Below are 15904 nucleotides of genomic sequence, written 5' to 3'. Positions count from 1 at the left end.
CCGACTCCGCCCTTCCGACCCCACCCGGCCGATCCCGCAGGAGCTCCCATGCACGAGCACCCCGAAACCCGCCCGCCCCGCCCGACCGCCCGGCACGGCACCCCGCGCCGCACCAGGCCCGGGCAGTGGGTGCTGCTGGTCCTGGGCGCCGTCCTGACCGCCCTGGCCCTGGCGGCGCTCGTCAGCGGCCTCGTCCTCGCCGGCGCCGCCGCGGCCCAGCAGGACGGGCGCTTCCTCACGACGTCCCCGGACCGGCACCAGACCATCACCTACGCCCTGGTCGGACCGCCCGCCGTGCTCGACGTCGGCGACGCGCAGGTCTCGCCCGTGCCCTTCCTCGACCAGCTCGGCCGGGTGCAGGTGCGCGTGACGGCGGCGGACCCGCAGCAGGAGATCTTCGTGGGCGTGGCCGGGACCGGCGACGTCGACCGGTACCTGGACGGCGTCGCCCACGCCGAGCTCGGCAGCGCCACGGAGTCCGGGGACGACGCCCCGTCCCGTGTGCCCGGCGAACGGGTGCCCGACCGGCCCGGGAACCAGACCTTCTGGGCGGACTCGGACCAGGGCACCGGCACCCGGGAGCTGACACTGGACCTGCGCTCGGGCAGCTGGACGCTCGTGGTGATGAACGCGGACGCCACCCGGCCGGTCTGGGCGGACCTGCAGCTCGGGGCGCGCTCCGACCTCCTGGGACCCCTGGCCGGCGGCCAGCTGGTGGGCGGCCTGGCCGGCCTGGTCGTGGGCGTCCCGCTGCTGCTGCTCGGTGCCGCCGGACTGGGCCGGGACGTCGATCCGCGCACGCCGCCGCGCGGCACGGGCCCGGGTGCGGCGCTCGCCGGGGCCCCGGACCGGAGCGGGGCCCCGCGGCCGGTCTCCCCCGTGCGCCTGAGCGGGTTCCTCGACGCGGGGCTGTCCCGGTGGCTGTGGCTGGTGAAGTGGCTGCTGGTGGTCCCGCACCTGATCGTGCTGGCGGTGCTGTGGTTCGCGCTCGTGGTCACCACGGTGGCCGCCGGCGTCGCCGTGCTGTTCACGGGGCGGTACCCGCCCTCGTGGTTCTCCTTCAGCGTGGGGGTCCTGCGGTGGAGCTGGCGGGTGGGGTTCTACTCCTACTCGGCCCTGGGCACCGACCGGTACCCGCCCTTCAGCCTGGCCCGCGCGGACTATCCGGCGGAGCTGGAGATCGCGCCCCCGGAGCGGCTCTCCCGCGGCCTGGTGCTCGTGAAGTGGTGGCTCCTGGCGATCCCGCACCTGCTGATCCTCGGGGTGCTCACCGGCGGCGGGAGCACGTGGAGCACCAGCCGCAGCGGCGACGACGGCACGACGACCACCAGCTGGGGGCCGTCCCTGCTCGGGCTGCTCGTGCTCGTGGCCGCGGTGCTCCTGCTCTTCACGGGCCGCTACCGTCCCGAGCTCTTCGCCCTGGTCATGGGCATCAACCGCTGGGTCAACCGGGTCCTCGCCTACGTGCTGCTCCTGCGCGACGAGTACCCGCCGTTCCGGCTCGACCAGGGTCCCGTGGAGCCCCCGCCCCACCCGGCGGCGCCCTGGTCCGCCGGGGCACACGACCGGACGCCGGACCGGCAGCAGGACCTGCCGCACGACCGGTCGCGGGACCTGCCCGGTGAGGGCCCGGAGCGCCAGGACCCGGCCCGCTGAGCCGGCGCCCTCCCGGGACGGCCGGCCGGACAGAAGTGAGAGCTCAGCGGAAGCGGACGTCCTCGAGCCTCGCCCGGAAGAACTCGCCCGCGGCCTGCCGGTCCGTCCCCCACGCCCAGCCGGCGCGCAGGACCGTGGGCACGCGCACGCCCCCGACGTCGGCCTCCTCGGACAGCGCGACCCCGAAGGGGTGACGGCCGAACCCGGTGCCGTCGGGATCTCCCCACCGCTGCATGCTCAGCTCCCGGATCCGGCCCTCCGGGTCGACCCGGAGCAGGGCGTCCTCGCGCACCCCGTCGAGGACCCAGGACATCACGGCGGTGTCCGGGTCCGGGCCCGCGGACCACTCGGCACCCAGGCAGGCCGGGGGAACCGTGATGCTCTCCCCGGCGAGCCGGCCGGCGGCGCTGCGGGTGATGTCCGGGCCGGCGGCCGACATCACGGGCACGAGACCCAGCAGCCGCCACCGCAGCTCGCCCCCGCCGGGGCCGTACCGGTCGTAGCCCGCGACCGGCAGGCCGAGGACCCGGGTGCGGGCGGCCCACACGAAGCCGGTCCCGGGGACGAGGACCTGCCGGGCGGAGAACGCCCGCCAGGAGCCGCCGAGCCGGATCTCGCCGCGCATCGACAGCTCCGCCACGGACCACGCCGGGGTGCCGGGCGGCACGGCCCGCTCCAGCCAGCGGCGAGCGGGCTCGGGCAGGGCGGCCACCGCCGCGGCGTCCACCGCGGGCGGTGGCTCCGATCCCGGGCGTTCCAGGGCCGCCCAGTGCCGGCGCGCGCCGCGCGGCAGCCGCCCGGTCACGGCCGGTCCCGGAGCATCACGACCGCCGCCGGCAGGTACCACAGGACGGGCACCAGGCGCAGGGCCGTGGTGAGCCCGCCGAGCGGGGAGAGCGGCCCCGCGGTGGGCACGAGGGAGAAGACGGAGAGGAGGGCCGCGGCGGCCGCCCCGGCGGCGATCCCGCCGAGCCACCGCGGGTACGCGCCGCGGGCGAGGGAGAGCGCGGCGACAGCGGCGAACGAGACGGCGAGGGGCAGGTTGGCCAGGGCGAGGAGGACCACGCACAGGTCCATCACCGCGGCCGCCGTCCCCGGGTCCATCGACGCCGCCGCCGGCATGGTCAGCACGAGCTGCACCCCCTGGCCGGCGATGTTCAGGGCCGCGGCCAGGAGCCCGGCGCCGAAGGCCACGGCGGAGACCGTGCCGGGCGGGCCCTCCGCCCGGAGCAGGCGGGCGCGCACCCAGCCGAGGAAGCAGACCAGTGCCCCCTGGCCGAGGACGAAGAGCATGCTCTGCGCCAGCAGGGGGCCACGGTTGCGCCCCAGGAACGGCCCGACAGCGGGGTCCCCGGCGGCCGGCCAGGGGCCGGAGAGCGCGGTCTCCATGAGCCCTCCGGCGATGCCGAGGAGCACGGAGAGCAGTCCGGCGGCCGCTCCGGCGACCGGCCACAGGACGGGGACGGGAGCGGGCTGCGACAGGGGCCGGGACCGGGTCATGCCCCCAGGCTAGACCGGCGGCCCGGAGCCGGTCCCGCTCCGGGCCGGCCGGACGCCCGGATTCCCCGGTCACACTCGGACACGGGGCCCGGTGGAGGAGCAGGATGGGCTCATGCGCGTGCACCGGTTCCCGGCACCGCCGCCGTTCCCCGCGGCGCCCCCGCGGGCGCAGGGGGCGCTGCTCGCTCTGCTCCTCGTGGCGCTGCTGCTGCTCGCGCACCCGGTGGCGCCCTCCGCCGCCGCGCCGGAGCGCGGAGGCCAGGAGGAGCAGGGCGTGCGGGAGCTGACCGCCGAGGACGTCGGCCCGTGGCTCGACGGCCTGGTCCCGGCTCTCCTGGACGCCGAGCGGCTCCCGGGGGCGACGGTGGCGGTCGTCTCCGGCGGCGAGATCGTGGCGCTGCGCGGGTTCGGCGCGGCGGACCGTCCCCGGCCCGTGCCGGGCGCCACCCCGGTGGACCCCGGGCACCACCTGTTCCGGATCGGGTCGCTGACCAAGCTCTTCACCGCCACGGCCGTGCTGCAGCAGGTGGAGCGCGGTGCCCTGGACCTGGACGCCGACGTCCGCGAGCACCTCGACTTCCCGCTCGAGCTCCCCCGGGGGACGGTGACGCTGCGGCACCTGCTCAGCCACACCGCCGGCTTCGAGGAGCGCGTGGACCACCTCATCACCCCGGACCCCGGGAAGGTCCGTGACCTGCACACCGAGCTGGCCGAGGACCCGCCGGCGCAGATCTTCGCGCCGGGCACCACCCCGGCGTACTCCAACTACGGCCTGGCCCTGGCCGGCTACGTCGTCCAGCAGGTCACCGGCGTCCCCTTCGAGGAGTACGTGCGCCGGGAGGTCCTCGAGCCGCTGGGCATGACCTCCAGCACCGCCGAGCAGCCGCTGCCGGCGGCGCTCGCCGGCCGGCTGGCCGGCGGCTTCCCCGCCCCGGAGACTGCGGCCGCGCCCTTCGAGCACATCTCCGTGCCGCCCGCGGGGTCCGTGAGCAGCACCGCGCGGGACCTGGCCGCGTTCCTGAACCTGCACCTCGGCCACGGCCCCGACGCCGTCCTCGGCCCGGAGGCGATGGCGGCCATGCACGCCCCGGCACTGCCGCCCGCGTCCCTCGGCGGGCTCGGTGCCGCCGAGCAGATGTCCCTGGGCTTCCGCGGCCACGAGGTGCGGGGGCAGCGGGTGCTCTCCCACGGCGGCGACACGAACCTGTTCCACAGCGAGCTGGCCCTGTTCCCCGACGCGGACACGGGCCTGTTCGTCTCCGTCAACGGCAACGGGGTGCGCGCGCTCAGCACCGCGGTGCTGCGGCAGCAGCTGGTCGAGCAGTTCGCCCGCCGCTACGTCGCCCCGCCCGCCCGGGAGGAGCCCGCGCCCCCGCGCGGCACCGAGGAGCGGACCGCCGCCGTGGCCGGCCACTACCGCAGCGAACGGCGGGCGGAGTCCAGCGCCGCGGCGCTGGTGGGGGCGCTGGGGATCACCACGGTGCGCGCCGGCCCGGACGGGACGATCCGCGTCGGGTCCCTGGCCGCTCCCGCCACCACGATGCGCGAGGTCGAGCCGTGGCTGTGGCGGGAGCCCGGGGGCACGGCCACCCTCGCGGCGCGGACCGGCGACGACGGCACCGTCCGGGACGTCGCGCTGGTCGCCTACCGCACCGAGGGCAGGGTGAGCGCCTGGCACGGCCTGTTCGTGCCCCACCTGCTGCTGCTCGCGGCGCTGCTGGTCCTCGTCCTGGCCCTGGTCGCCTGGCCGGTGAACCGGCTGCGGCGGCGCCGGCGGTGGGGTCCGCCGGGGACCGGCGCCCGGGCCCGGCGGGTGCGGCGGCTGGCCTTCGCGGCCCCGGCGGCCGTGCTCGCGGGGCTGGTCCTCTTCGCCGCGAGCGTCCAGCCGGACCTGTCCCTGCTGCGGCCCCTCACCCGCCTGGGGCAGGCGCTCCTGCTGCTCGGCGTCCTGGGCGTGGTGCCCGCCGCCCTGCACCTGGCGGGCGCGATCCGGCACCGCCGCGGGGTGGTCGCCGTGGCCGGGGCCGCGCTGCTGGTCCTGGCCCTCGCCTGGGTCGCCGGCTACACGGTGGCCTTCCGCGTCCTGTGGCCCGACATCAGCGTCTGAGCGGCGCCGGGCACCGGCGCGGGAGGCGGGCGTTGACTGCCGGCGGCGCCCGCACCAGCATGAGAGCCACGGGCCGCCCACGGAGCGGCCGCCGGGACCACCGGGTCCCCGAGCACCGGGAGGACGACCATGACGCGCACCGGAACGAGAAGGCGCACCGGCCGGAAGAGCATCCAGTGGAAGGACCTCACGCCGGGGCAGCAGACCGCGCTGCTGACGCTGGCCTCCGTGCAGGTCTCGCTGGCCGCCACCGCCTGGGCGGACCTCGCTCTGCGCCCCGCGGAGGAGGTCAACGGCGGCAAGGGGAAGTGGGCGGCGATCATCGCGATCAACTTCGTGGGACCGGTCCTGTACTTCCGGCGCGGCATCCGCCGCTGAACGGCCCGGAAGCCGGTCCGGGCAGAGGGCGGGCACGGGGTCCGGGATAACGATTCGGCACGGAGCGGAGAGCACTTAGCCATGGCACACGCGCGGATCTAGACTGGTCCCACCAGCAGTTCCGTCCGCTCGGCGGGAAGCGGTCACCGGTGGACCACGGTCCCGGGACCCCGGCCGAGCCCACGGCCAGACGCCGGTCGGTGGGGGTCGACCGGCTCCCACCCGAGGTCCGGCGATCCGGACCGCGTTCTCCGCTTCCGGAACCTGGAGGTTCCACCATGAAACGCTCACCGATGACCCGTCTGCTCACCGGGGTCTCCGCGACGGCACTGGCCGCCACCGGCATCGCCCTCGCCGGACCGGCCCACGCCGTGTCCACCCAGGGATTCCTCTCCTACGTCGACGGCTGGCGGGTCGACCAGCACGTGCGCGAGCTCGCCGACGTCGACGGGGACGGACGCGCCGATGTGGTGGCCTTCGGCGACCCCGGCGTCTTCGTCGCCCACGGCCGGGCCGACGGCACCTTCACCGCGCCGGTCCTGAGGGTCCGCGACTTCGGCACCGCGCAGGGCTGGCGCACCGACCGGCACCCGCGGCAGGTCGCCGACGTCGACGGCGACGGCCGCGCCGATCTCGTCGGCTTCGGCGACGCCGGGGTGCTCGTCGCCTACGCGCAGCCGGACGGCAGCTTCACGGCGCCGACGCTGACGGTTCGGGAGTTCGGCTGGAACCAGGGCTGGCGGGTCGACCAGCACGTCCGCGAGCTGGCCGACCTCGTCGGGGACGGCGCGGCGGACGTCGTCGGCTTCGGGTACTCCGGCGTGACGATCTCGCACGGCCGGTCGGACCGCACCTTCTTCGGCACCGGCAAGCGGATCGACAGCTACGGCTGGGACCGTGGCTGGCGGGTCGACCGGCACCCGCGGATGCTCGCCGACATGGACGAGAACGGAACGGCCGACATCGTCGGCCTCGGGGACGCCGGCACGTACGTCTCCTACTTCTCGGCGCTGGGCGACACGTTCACCCAGCCCGCCCTGGAGGTCCGCGACTTCGGATACGCCCAGGGCTGGCGGGTCGACCAGCACCCCCGGGACGTCGGCAACGTCAGCGGGCACCTCGCCCCGGACGTCGTCGGGTTCGGCCACCGCGGCGTCCTCGCCGCCTACTCCCGGCCCTACGCCCCGGGCGAGCCGAAGTACCTCCCGGTCACCCTCGAGCTCGCCGACTTCGGCATCGCGCAGGGCTGGCGCACCGACCGGCACCCCCGGGACCTCGCGGACATCAACGGCGACGGGATCCTGGACGTGGTCGGATTCGGCAACGCGGGTGTGCACGTGGCCTACGGGGACGACAACGCCTTCTTCGGGCCCGAGCTGACGTCCACCGCCTTCGGCTGGTCGGCCGGCTGGGACCCGGCGCGGTTCCCGCGCCTGCTCGGGGACGTGAACGGCGACGGCCGCGACGACGTCGTCGGCTTCGGCTACTCGGCCACCTCCGTGGAGCTGTCCTGACGCTCCCGGCGGAGTCCGCCGGTCCGGTTCCGGCCCGGCCCTGGGCGCCGGGGACGGCGGTCGCCACCGTGTCGCCGGGAGGCTCCGGCGGCTAGGGTGGGTGGTCCCAGATCGATGCACTCAGACCGGAGCACGTCCCACCCGAACACCGAGGAGCACGCTGATGACCCGACGCACCATGACCCTCGCCGCGGCCGGCCTGGCCGGGGCGCTGCTGCTGACCGCCTGCCAGGACGAGACCCGCCTGACCCAGCTGGACCAGTCGGAGGTCTCCACCGAGGAGCTGGTCGGGCAGGAGATCACCCTGACCAACGAGGTGGAGGAGATCTACGGCGAGGAGTTCCTGACCATGGGCGACGAGCAGACGGTGGTCTTCGTGACGGAGATGCCCGCCGATCTGCGCCCCGGCGACGAGGTCGAGGCCACCGGCACCGTCGAGGCGGGCGACCTGTTCAGCGAACCCGGCGACCGCGACCGGCTGATGCGGCTCACCGACGAGGAGACCGCCAACCATCTCGTCAACCGCGAGACCGAGCCCTATCTCACCGAGGCCACCGTCACCGTCGTCGAGTAGGCTCCCGCCCCGGCCGGTCCGGCGGCGCGGCGGCCTCGAGGGCCCCACGCCGCCGGAGCCGGCTCAGGACGGGCGGCTGGTCGCGTCCCGGACCTCCCCGACCAGCTCCTCGAGGACGTCCTCGAGCGCGACGACGGAGGCGGCCCCGGCCGTCGACCCCTGTCCTTCGACGAGGGCCAGGTGGGCGTTGCGCTGCTGCATGGCGCGCACGACCTGCTGCAGCTTGGCGCCGGCGGGAACCGTGCCGAGCCGCCGGACCGCCTCCTGTGGGACGGGGGCGTGGCGGCGCTCCGCCGGGGTCCCGAGCAGGTCCTTGGCGTGGACGTAGCCCACCAGCGTCCCGTCGTCCGCCCGGACGGGGAACCGGGAGAAGCCCGTGCCCGCGCAGATCTGCTCCAGCTCCGCCACGGTCGCGGAGCGGGGCACGGTGCGCAGCTGCTCCGCGGGGATGGCCACGTCGGCCGCGGTGAGGTGCTCGAACTGCAGTGCCCCGGTGAGCAGGGTGATCTCGTCCTCGTCGAGCAGTCCCTCGCGGCCCGACTCGGCGACGAACCCGGCGACCTCGTCCGAGGTGAAGGACGAGGCGACCTCGTCCCGGGGTTCGGCCTTGAGCACGTGGCGGACCACGAGGTTCGCGGACTGGTTCATCAGCCAGATGAAGGGGCGGAAGACCAGCACGAAGACCCGCAGGACCGGGCCCAGCAGCAGGGCCGAGGCCGCGGGCTTGGCGATGGCCATGTTCTTGGGCACCATCTCCCCGATCACCATGTGGAAGAAGGTGACGACCAGCAGGGCGATGACCAGGGCCACGGGGTGCACGAGCCCCTCGGGCACCCCGAGGTCGGCCATGGGGCCCTCGATGAGGTGGGCGATCGCGGGCTCCCCCACGGCGCCGATCAGCAGGGAGCAGGCGGTGATGCCCAGCTGGGTGGCGGCCAGTGACGTCGAGACGTCCTCGATGCCCTTCAGCGCGGACCTGGCGGCCCCGGAGCCGGCTGCGGCCCTCGGCTCGATCTGGTCGCGGCGGGCGGAGACCATGGCGAACTCCGCGGCCACGAAGAACGCGTTGCCGCCCAGCAGCAGGACCAGGAACAGGATGGCGAGGCCCTCGCTCATCGGGACCCACCTCCCTCGGTGTCGGCGGCCGTGGAGCCGCCCGCATCGCCGGCCCTCCCGAAGGAGGTCTGCGCCGCCTTCTCGGCGGACGTCCCGGCGGCCTTCTCGGCGGACGTCCCGGCGGCCTTCTCGGCGGACGTGGCGCCGGTGTCGGCCCGGCGGCCGTCGCCGCGCCGGACGACGATCCGGTCCACCCGGTGCCCGTCCATCCGGACCACGGTGAGGGTGACGTCGGTGCTGGTGGGCAGGTTGTCGTCGTCGCGGTGGACGTGGTCGACGGCCTCGAACGAGACCGTGTCCCCGGCCAGGGGCAGCCGGTCGAGCTTCTCCGCCATCAGCCCGCCGAGGGTGTCGGACTCCTCCCCCTCGGGCAGCTCGAGGCCCATGACGTCGCCGAGCTCGTCGGGACGCAGCAGCCCGGACACGGAGATCGCCCCGTCGCGGGTGCGGCGGTACCGGGCGACCGTCTCGTCCTGCTCGTCGTCGATCTCCCCCACGATCTCCTCGATCAGGTCCTCGAGGGTGACGATCCCGGCGGTCCCCCCGTACTCGTCGACGACGACGGCCAGCTGCAGGCCGGGCCTGCGCAGCTCGCGCAGCAGCGGGTCCAGGGTCATGGACGCGGAGACGGTCGTGGCCGGGACCGCGATCTCGCGCACGGTGCGCGTGCCCCGGTCCTCGTACGGCACCGCGAGGGCGTGCTTGAAGTGCACGACACCCACGATGTCGTCGACGGAGTCGCCCTCCACCGGGAAGCGGGAGTGACCGGTCTCGGCGGAGATCTCCACGAGGTCCTGGACGGTGTGGTCGTCGAGGAAGGTGACCTGCGGGCGCGGGCGCATGACGTCGGCGGCCGTGCGGTCGCCGAACTCGATGGACCGGGCCACCAGCTCGGCGGTGCCGGGGTCCAGCGTGCCCTCGGCCCCGGAGCGGGAGACCACGGCCATCAGCTCCCCGGCCGTGCGCGCGCTGGCCACCTCCTCGGTGGGGGTGAACCCGAGCAGCTTGAGCACCCAGTTGGCGGAGGAATTGAGGATCTTCACCAGCCAGCCCAGCAGCAGCATGAAGATCCGCTGCGGGTGGACCACGAGCCGGGACACGCGCATCGGCTCGGCGATCGCCCAGTTCTTCGGCACGAGCTCGCCGAAGACCATCTGGGTGAACGTGGCGATCACGAACGCGGCCGTCGTGGCGATGCCGGTGGCGGCCGCCGGGGACAGCCCGGTGAGGCCCAGCCCCTGCGCCAGGAGGACGCCCAGCGAGGGTCCGGCGAGGAAGCCCACGATCAGGCTGGTGAGCGTGATGCCCAGCTGCGCGCCGGAGAGGTTGGTGGAGGTCTTCGTCAGGGCCCGCTCGACGGCGGCGGCCCGCCGGTCGCCGGCCTCCTCAGCGGCCCGGACCTCGTTGCGGTTGACGGTCAGGAAGGCGAACTCCACGGCCACGAAGAGGGCGTTGCCGAGGACCAGGAGAACGGCCACGGCGAGCAGGATCCATGCTTCTAGCACGCGGCGCTCCCCTCGGACGGGGCGGTGCGGTCAGGGGAACCCGTACTTCGGGGCTCCGTTTCGTCCGGACCGGCGGGGGCGCGGTGCGCGCCTCCGGGGGGCCGGGAGTCGTGGGAAGGCATGGTCCCAGGATAACGGCACGCCCAGGGGGTGCGGTGCTCGCCGTCAGGTGAGGAACGCGCGCAGGGACCGCTCCGCAGCCCGGTAGGTGCCGGCGCCGATGGTCTCGCCGCCCATGAACCGGTCGATCACCCGGGGGTCCGTGTAGGAGCTGCGGGCGATGGCGGCCGTGTTGCCCAGGTGCTCGGCGACCTCCCGCATGGCGGCGGACACGGCCTTCTTCCGGGCGCTCTCGCTGGGCCGGGTGTCGGCGCGGGCGGCGAGCGCCATCGCGGCGGTCACCGTTCCCTGCCAGGTGCGGAAGTCCTTGGCGGTGAAGCCGGCGCCGCACCGGTCCCGCACGAAGTCGTTGAGCCGGGCGCTGGTGATGCCGGTCCACTGCCCGTCCTCGTCCCGGTGGGCGAGCGCGGTCTCGTCCGGGGCGCGCTCCAGCATGGGCGCGAGCGCGGCGGCGAGGTCGGCGTCCCGGAGGCTCAGCGTCCAGCGGTGCCCGCTCTTGCCGGGGAAGTCGAGGTGCACGTCCGCTCCGTCCACCCGGACGTGCTGGACCAGCAGGGTGGTCACGCCGTAGGAGCCGTTCGACTGGGCGTACTCCTCGTTGCCGACGCGCAGGGCGGCCTCGTCCATGAGCCGGAAGGCCGCGGCGCAGGCCTTCTCGGCCGTGGCGCCCTCGGAGCGCAGCAGCCGGGTGACGGCCGGGCGGGCCTGCGGGAGCGTGTCGCCGAAGTCCAGGACGCGGTCGAACTTCTCGCGGTCCTTCAGCTCCCGCCAGCGCGGGTGGTAGAGGTACTGGCGCCGCCCGGCGTCGTCGACGCCCGTGGCCTGGATGTGCCCGTTGGGCTGGGGGCTGATCCACACGTCCTTCCAGGCCGGGGGGATCGCCAGCTGCCGGATCCGCTCGAGCTCGGCCGGCTCCTGCACCTTCGTGCCGTCGGCGCGCCGGTAGGAGAAGCCCTTGCCGTGGCCGCGGCGGGTGATCCCGGGACGGTGGCAGTTGCTGCGCCGCAGGCGGGGCGTGCGGGTCTTCGCTGGGCTCTGCTGCGTGGCGGCCATGGTGTCCTTCCGGATCGGCTCCGGGACCACCCCGGGAACACCAAGTCTACTGACTGTCGGGGTGCGCGTCGTGCGGCCCGGCGGCGGCCCCGGTCAGGGCTCGGAGCGGGTGTACGCGGCGGCGCGCACGGCGTCGTCGTCCTCGAGCCCGGCGCCGAGGGCGCCGCCCACGGTGGCGAGCGTGGCGGTCAGCCACGCGAGCTTGACGTACTCCACCGCCCCGGCCGGGGCGCCGATCACGGCCGCGAAGACGTCCCCGTCCACGAGCAGCAGCGCCCCCAGCCAGGACAGGGCGAAGACCGCGAGGTAGAAGACGGACACGCCGATGGCCACGGTGGCGGCCGTGGCGAGGTTGAACAGGGCCACCTGCTCCCGCTCGGCCCGCCGGCGCGGGCGCTCCCACAGCCGGGCGCCGACGACGAGCGCGCCGGTCACCGCGGCGATCGACAGCAGCGCCAGCAGCCCCAGCCGCCAGGGCCCGTAGGCGGCGGCGAGCAGCCACAGGTCGGAGGCGACCAGGGTGAGCACCCCGGTGGCCGCGGCCAGGGCGAGGAGCCGGGACAGCCGCGCCACCAGGGTCCAGGGCCGGTTGGCGCGGATCATCCCGAGGAGCAGGCGCACGTTGCCGCCCAGCACGCGGGCGGTGAACTGCACGGCGTTGTCCTCGGGCCGGTCCTCGAGGTCCTCCGAGCGCTGCCGTGCGCGCCGGACGAGCTCCGCCTGCGCGTCGGCGTCGCCCGCGTCCTCGGTGTCGTGGCCGAGCAGGTGGCCGACCACCCGCACGGTCGCCTGCCGGACCTTCTGCCCGACGTGCAGGGCGCCGAGGGCCGGGACGGCGAGGAGGCCCACACCGTGCACGGGGCTCAGCTGCGTGAGCACCGGGCTGCGGCCGTCCTTGAGCGGGACGTCCGTGAGGACCACGACGAGGTCCCAGTCCTCGTCGAGCATCCGGTCGCGCGCCGCCTCGAGCAGGTCGAGGCCGTCGGCGGGCGGGACCACCAGCCGGTCGGTCACCGCGCTCACCCGCCAGCGGACCCCGGGATAGCGTTCGTGCAGCGGCCCGGACACGGAGGCCGCGAGGTCCCGGGGCAGGGCACCGGCGATCTGGGGCGAGAGGACGAGGCCGACCAGCAGCTCGGGCACGGGCTCGTGGCCGGGAGCGGGGTCTGCGGCAGAAGGGTGGTCGGGCACCGGTCAATCCTGGGACAGGACGCCCGGAAACGCCATTCGAGCCGGTGCGGGGTCACCTCTGCCCTCCCCCGGGACCCGCGGCCGGCGCCGCGGGCCCGGCCGCGGGTCCCGGCGTCCGCCGGGTCAGAGGCCGTCGAGGAAGTCCCCGATGTTCTCCCAGGTCCAGCTCTCGCAGCGCGCCGGGCCCATCTCGGCGGGCTTGCCCCGGTGCTCGGGCTCCACCCACAGGCCCAGCAGCGGCTTGCCCTCGGCCACCGCGCAGCGGAGCTGCCACCGCGCCGCGGGCGAGTCCGAGGTGCCCCCGCCGATCAGCGCGATCACCCCGTCGCAGCCGCGGATCCGCTCCCGCACGTCCCGCTGCCACTGCTGCGGACACACCCCGTCCACGGGCGGGGCCAGGAACCGCGCCTGGTCCCCGGCCCGGGACCACTGTGCGGTGAACACGTCCCGGAACAACTCGTCCTGCTCCGCGAAGGCCAGGAACACGGTCTTCGGCGCCATTGCCGTCAACTCCCCGAAATAGAAATCCATGCAGAACCGCACTGTATGCTCCGGGGCCGTCCGGAGGACAGGCACCGGGACACACGCCTTAACGAAGGTGCCGGAGCCGTGGAACCGGGGAGCCGGGGCGAGGTCGTCAGCGCGCGGTGAACCAGCGGGTCGGCGGGGCCGGGGCGGGGGCCGGCCCGGCGCCGGGGTGGCCCCGCAGCGAGGTGGCGCACGCCACCCCGGCGGCCGCCCCCTTGCCGATGGCGATGGGCACCAGCTGCAGGCCGGCGGTGATGTCGCCCGCGGCGTAGACCCCGTCGACGCTGCTGAGCTGGAACCCGTCGACGGCGATGCGCCCCTCGTGGTCGAGCTCGCAGCCCAGCTGCCGCGCGAGGTCGTTGCCCGGGTGGTGCGCGTAGGAGAAGAAGACCTTGTCCCCCTCCACGAGCTCCCCGCCGGCCAGCTGGACGCCCGCCAGGGCGCCGGGCGCCCCGATCAGCGCCTCGGCGACCCCGTCCACGACCTCGGCCCCGTGGTCGGCCAGGACCGCGCGCTGCTCCTCGTCGAACGCCGGTCCGGTGGTGCCGGTGACGATCCGCACGCTGTCGGCCCAGTCGAGCAGCTCCGCGGCGTAGGCCGGCACGTGCCGGCCGGAGCCGAGGACGACCACCACCTGGCCCCGGGCGGTGTACCCGTCGCAGGCGGGGCAGTGGTGCACGTCGACGCCGTAGTGCTCGGCGATGCCGGCGATCTCGGGCACCTGGTCGCGGACCCCGGTGGCCAGCACGACCCGTTCCGCGGCGATCTCCGCGCCGTCGACGTCGGCGCGGAACAGGCGGCCCTCGTCCCGGCGCAGGCCGGCGACCGTTCCGTGGTGGAGCGTCACCTGCGGGTACTGCGCCAGCCCGGCACGCGCCTCGGCCAGCAGCTCGCCCGGGGTGGTCGGGTCCCTGCCCAGCAGGCCGTGGGCGGCCTCGGCGGCCAGGTTGCGCTGCTGCCCCGCGTCCACGACCACGGTGGAGCGCTGGTAGCGGCCCAGCCAGGTGGCCGCGGACAGGCCCGCGGGGCCGCCGCCGACCACGAGCACGTCGACGGAGGACGGGAGGTCGGACGTCATGGGTTCTCTCCTCCGGCTCGGGGGAACGCTGCATCGGTCGCCCGGCCCACTCTACGCACCGGGTGGAAGACGGCCCGGTGGCCACCCCGGCCGGATTAGCACATGCTCGTGTTGCGTATTGCCCGGATCACGACCTAGGGTGATGGCTGTTCCGAAGGTTAGGCAACCCTTGCCTCACCCCGCTCCGCACCGACGGCCCTGTCGTCGACCTCCGAAAGGGTGGCCGTGGCCTCTCTGCTCCTCCGTGCTCCGCGCACGCCGTTCCCCGCTCCGCGCCCCTCGCCCCGCGTCCTCGCCCCGGCCGCCCTGCTGGCGGCGGGCGCCCTGGTCCTCACCGGGTGCTCCACCGGCCCCGCGGGCGGGGAGTCCGCGGGCAGCTCCGCGTCCGGGGAGGGCGCCACCGGCGAGTTCCCCCGGACCGTGGAGCACGAGTACGGCGAGACGACGATCGAGGAGGCGCCCGAACGGGTGGCCACGGTGTCGTGGGTCAACCACGACGTGGCGACCGCTCTCGGCGTGGTGCCCGTGGGCGTGCCCACCACGGACTTCGGCGCCAACGAGAACGGGTCCACCGACTGGTTCGACGCCGCGCTCGAGGAGTCCGGCGCCGAGGCCCCGGAGACCTACGCCGAGACGGACGGGATCAACTACGAGGCGATCGCGGCGCTGCAGCCCGACGTCATCCTGGGGGCGTACTCCGGGCTGACCCAGGAGGAGTACGACAAGCTCTCCGAGATCGCCCCCGTGGTCGCCTTCCCCGAGGACGCCGTGGCCTACGGGACCTCCTGGCAGGACTCCACGGAGCTCATCGGCCAGGCCCTGGGCCGGGAGGAGCGGGCCGCGGAGGTCGTGGCGGACGTCGAGCAGCAGATCGCCGACACCGCCGAGCAGTACCCGGAGCTGGAGGGCACCTCGTTCGTCTACGGCACCATCGACCCGGCGGCCGCCGACCCGATCTTCGCCTACACCGCGGTGGACAACCGCCCGAAGTTCCTCGAGTCCCTCGGCATGGTCCAGTCCGAGGCCGTCCAGCAGGCCGCCGAGGGCAAGGAGGACGAGTTCTTCGTCACCTGGTCCCCCGAGCGGGCCGACAAGCTGACCTCGGACGTGTTCGTCAGCTGGGCCGAGGACGAGAGCGTGCGCGAGACCATCCAGGACGACCCCCTGCTCAGCAGGATCCCGGCCGTGGCCGACGGCGCCCTGGTGCTCCAGACCGATCCGCAGGAGGTGCTCTCGGTCTCCGCGGCCTCCCCCCTGAGCATCCCGTGGGCGCTCGAGAACGTGGTCCCGGACATCGCCGAGGCCGCCGCGGCCGCCGGCGGCGAGTGAGACCGCGGCCCCGGTGAGCACCACCAGCACCGCCTCCCCCGCCCGGCAGGTCCCCGGCGCCGCACCGCGGCGCCGGGGCCCCGCCCTGTCCGCGGCCGTGCTGCTGCTGGCGGCCGCGGCCGCGGCCTCCCTGTTCTGGGGGGCCCGCTCGGTGGACCCGGCCACGGTGCTCGCCGTGCTCACCGGGCTGCCCGCGGCCCTGCTCGAGGGCGGCTGGTCCCAGGTCTCCGCCGGGCTGGGCATCGACGCCGCCGT

14 protein-coding genes and 1 pseudogene are annotated in these 15904 nt (G+C 75.2%); 7 read left to right on the top strand and 8 right to left on the bottom strand.

Going from position 1 to position 15904, the window contains the following annotated elements:
• The first annotated feature begins 48 nt into the window (after positions 1-48).
• Positions 49-1656 carry a DUF4389 domain-containing protein gene (locus tag ACPYN7_RS12460; protein WP_424347856.1) on the top strand — a complete coding sequence of 536 codons (1608 nt, stop codon included), beginning with the start codon at positions 49-51 and terminating at the stop codon, positions 1654-1656.
• A gap of 43 nt (positions 1657-1699) precedes the next feature.
• Here the strand turns inward: ACPYN7_RS12460 and ACPYN7_RS12455 are convergent, their stop codons facing one another.
• Both ACPYN7_RS12455 and ACPYN7_RS12450 read right to left on the bottom strand, forming a co-directional pair.
• On the bottom strand, positions 1700-2461 hold the full coding sequence (locus ACPYN7_RS12455) for a DUF6544 family protein (protein WP_424347855.1): 762 nt from the start codon (positions 2459-2461) through the stop codon (positions 1700-1702).
• Complete coding sequence (locus tag ACPYN7_RS12450; RefSeq protein WP_424347854.1) at positions 2458-3156, bottom strand: hypothetical protein; 699 nt, start codon at positions 3154-3156, stop codon at positions 2458-2460. The genes ACPYN7_RS12455 and ACPYN7_RS12450 overlap by 4 nt, the downstream gene beginning before the upstream one ends.
• 91 nt (positions 3157-3247) lie before the next feature.
• On the opposite strand from ACPYN7_RS12450, the gene ACPYN7_RS12445 reads away from it, so the two are divergent.
• From ACPYN7_RS12445 to ACPYN7_RS12430, 4 genes are all read left to right on the top strand, one after another.
• Positions 3248-5263 carry a serine hydrolase domain-containing protein gene (locus ACPYN7_RS12445; protein WP_424347853.1) on the top strand — a complete coding sequence of 672 codons (2016 nt, stop codon included), beginning with the start codon at positions 3248-3250 and terminating at the stop codon, positions 5261-5263.
• 129 nt (positions 5264-5392) lie between these two features.
• On the top strand, positions 5393-5641 hold the full coding sequence (locus tag ACPYN7_RS12440) for a hypothetical protein (protein ID WP_424347852.1): 249 nt from the start codon (positions 5393-5395) through the stop codon (positions 5639-5641).
• A 278-nt stretch (positions 5642-5919) separates the two neighbouring features.
• Positions 5920-7155 (top strand): FG-GAP repeat domain-containing protein, encoded by a 1236-nt coding sequence (locus ACPYN7_RS12435; protein ID WP_424347851.1) that lies wholly within the window; start codon positions 5920-5922, stop codon positions 7153-7155.
• Between the two features lie 163 nt (positions 7156-7318).
• Complete coding sequence (locus ACPYN7_RS12430) at positions 7319-7729, top strand: hypothetical protein (protein WP_424347850.1); 411 nt, start codon at positions 7319-7321, stop codon at positions 7727-7729.
• A 63-nt stretch (positions 7730-7792) separates the two neighbouring features.
• On the opposite strand, the gene ACPYN7_RS12425 is transcribed toward ACPYN7_RS12430, so the two are convergent.
• From ACPYN7_RS12425 to ACPYN7_RS12400, 6 genes are all read right to left on the bottom strand, one after another.
• Positions 7793-8845, bottom strand: a complete 1053-nt coding sequence (locus ACPYN7_RS12425) for a hemolysin family protein (RefSeq protein ID WP_424347849.1) — start codon at positions 8843-8845, stop codon at positions 7793-7795.
• The gene (locus tag ACPYN7_RS12420) at positions 8842-10350 is read right to left on the bottom strand and encodes a hemolysin family protein (protein WP_424347848.1); all 1509 of its coding nucleotides are present in this window, start codon (positions 10348-10350) and stop codon (positions 8842-8844) included. Before ACPYN7_RS12420 ends, ACPYN7_RS12425 begins: the two co-directional genes overlap by 4 nt.
• A 165-nt stretch (positions 10351-10515) precedes the next feature.
• On the bottom strand, positions 10516-11523 hold the full coding sequence (locus tag ACPYN7_RS12415; RefSeq protein WP_424347847.1) for a DNA topoisomerase IB: 1008 nt from the start codon (positions 11521-11523) through the stop codon (positions 10516-10518).
• 93 nt (positions 11524-11616) lie between these two features.
• Complete coding sequence (locus ACPYN7_RS12410; protein ID WP_058873066.1) at positions 11617-12714, bottom strand: hypothetical protein; 1098 nt, start codon at positions 12712-12714, stop codon at positions 11617-11619.
• 123 nt (positions 12715-12837) lie between these two features.
• Entirely contained in the window at positions 12838-13215 is a 378-nt protein-coding gene (locus ACPYN7_RS12405) for a TIR domain-containing protein (RefSeq protein ID WP_058873065.1), read from the bottom strand.
• 136 nt (positions 13216-13351) lie between these two features.
• A complete protein-coding gene (locus tag ACPYN7_RS12400; protein WP_058873064.1) occupies positions 13352-14320 on the bottom strand; it encodes an NAD(P)/FAD-dependent oxidoreductase in 969 nt (322 codons plus the stop codon).
• A 219-nt stretch (positions 14321-14539) separates the two neighbouring features.
• Here ACPYN7_RS12400 and ACPYN7_RS12395 point away from each other — a divergent pair, with 219 nt between their 5' ends.
• Positions 14540-15649 (top strand): iron-siderophore ABC transporter substrate-binding protein, encoded by a 1110-nt coding sequence (locus ACPYN7_RS12395; protein ID WP_082696945.1) that lies wholly within the window; start codon positions 14540-14542, stop codon positions 15647-15649.
• A 13-nt stretch (positions 15650-15662) separates the two neighbouring features.
• Positions 15663-15904: pseudogene (locus tag ACPYN7_RS12390) on the top strand (iron ABC transporter permease); the annotation flags it as partial.

This window comes from Kocuria sp. CH-021, from assembly GCF_049716185.1.
Taxonomy (GTDB): domain Bacteria; phylum Actinomycetota; class Actinomycetes; order Actinomycetales; family Micrococcaceae; genus Kocuria; species Kocuria cellulosilytica.
This window is presented reverse-complemented; position numbering and strand designations above follow the sequence as displayed.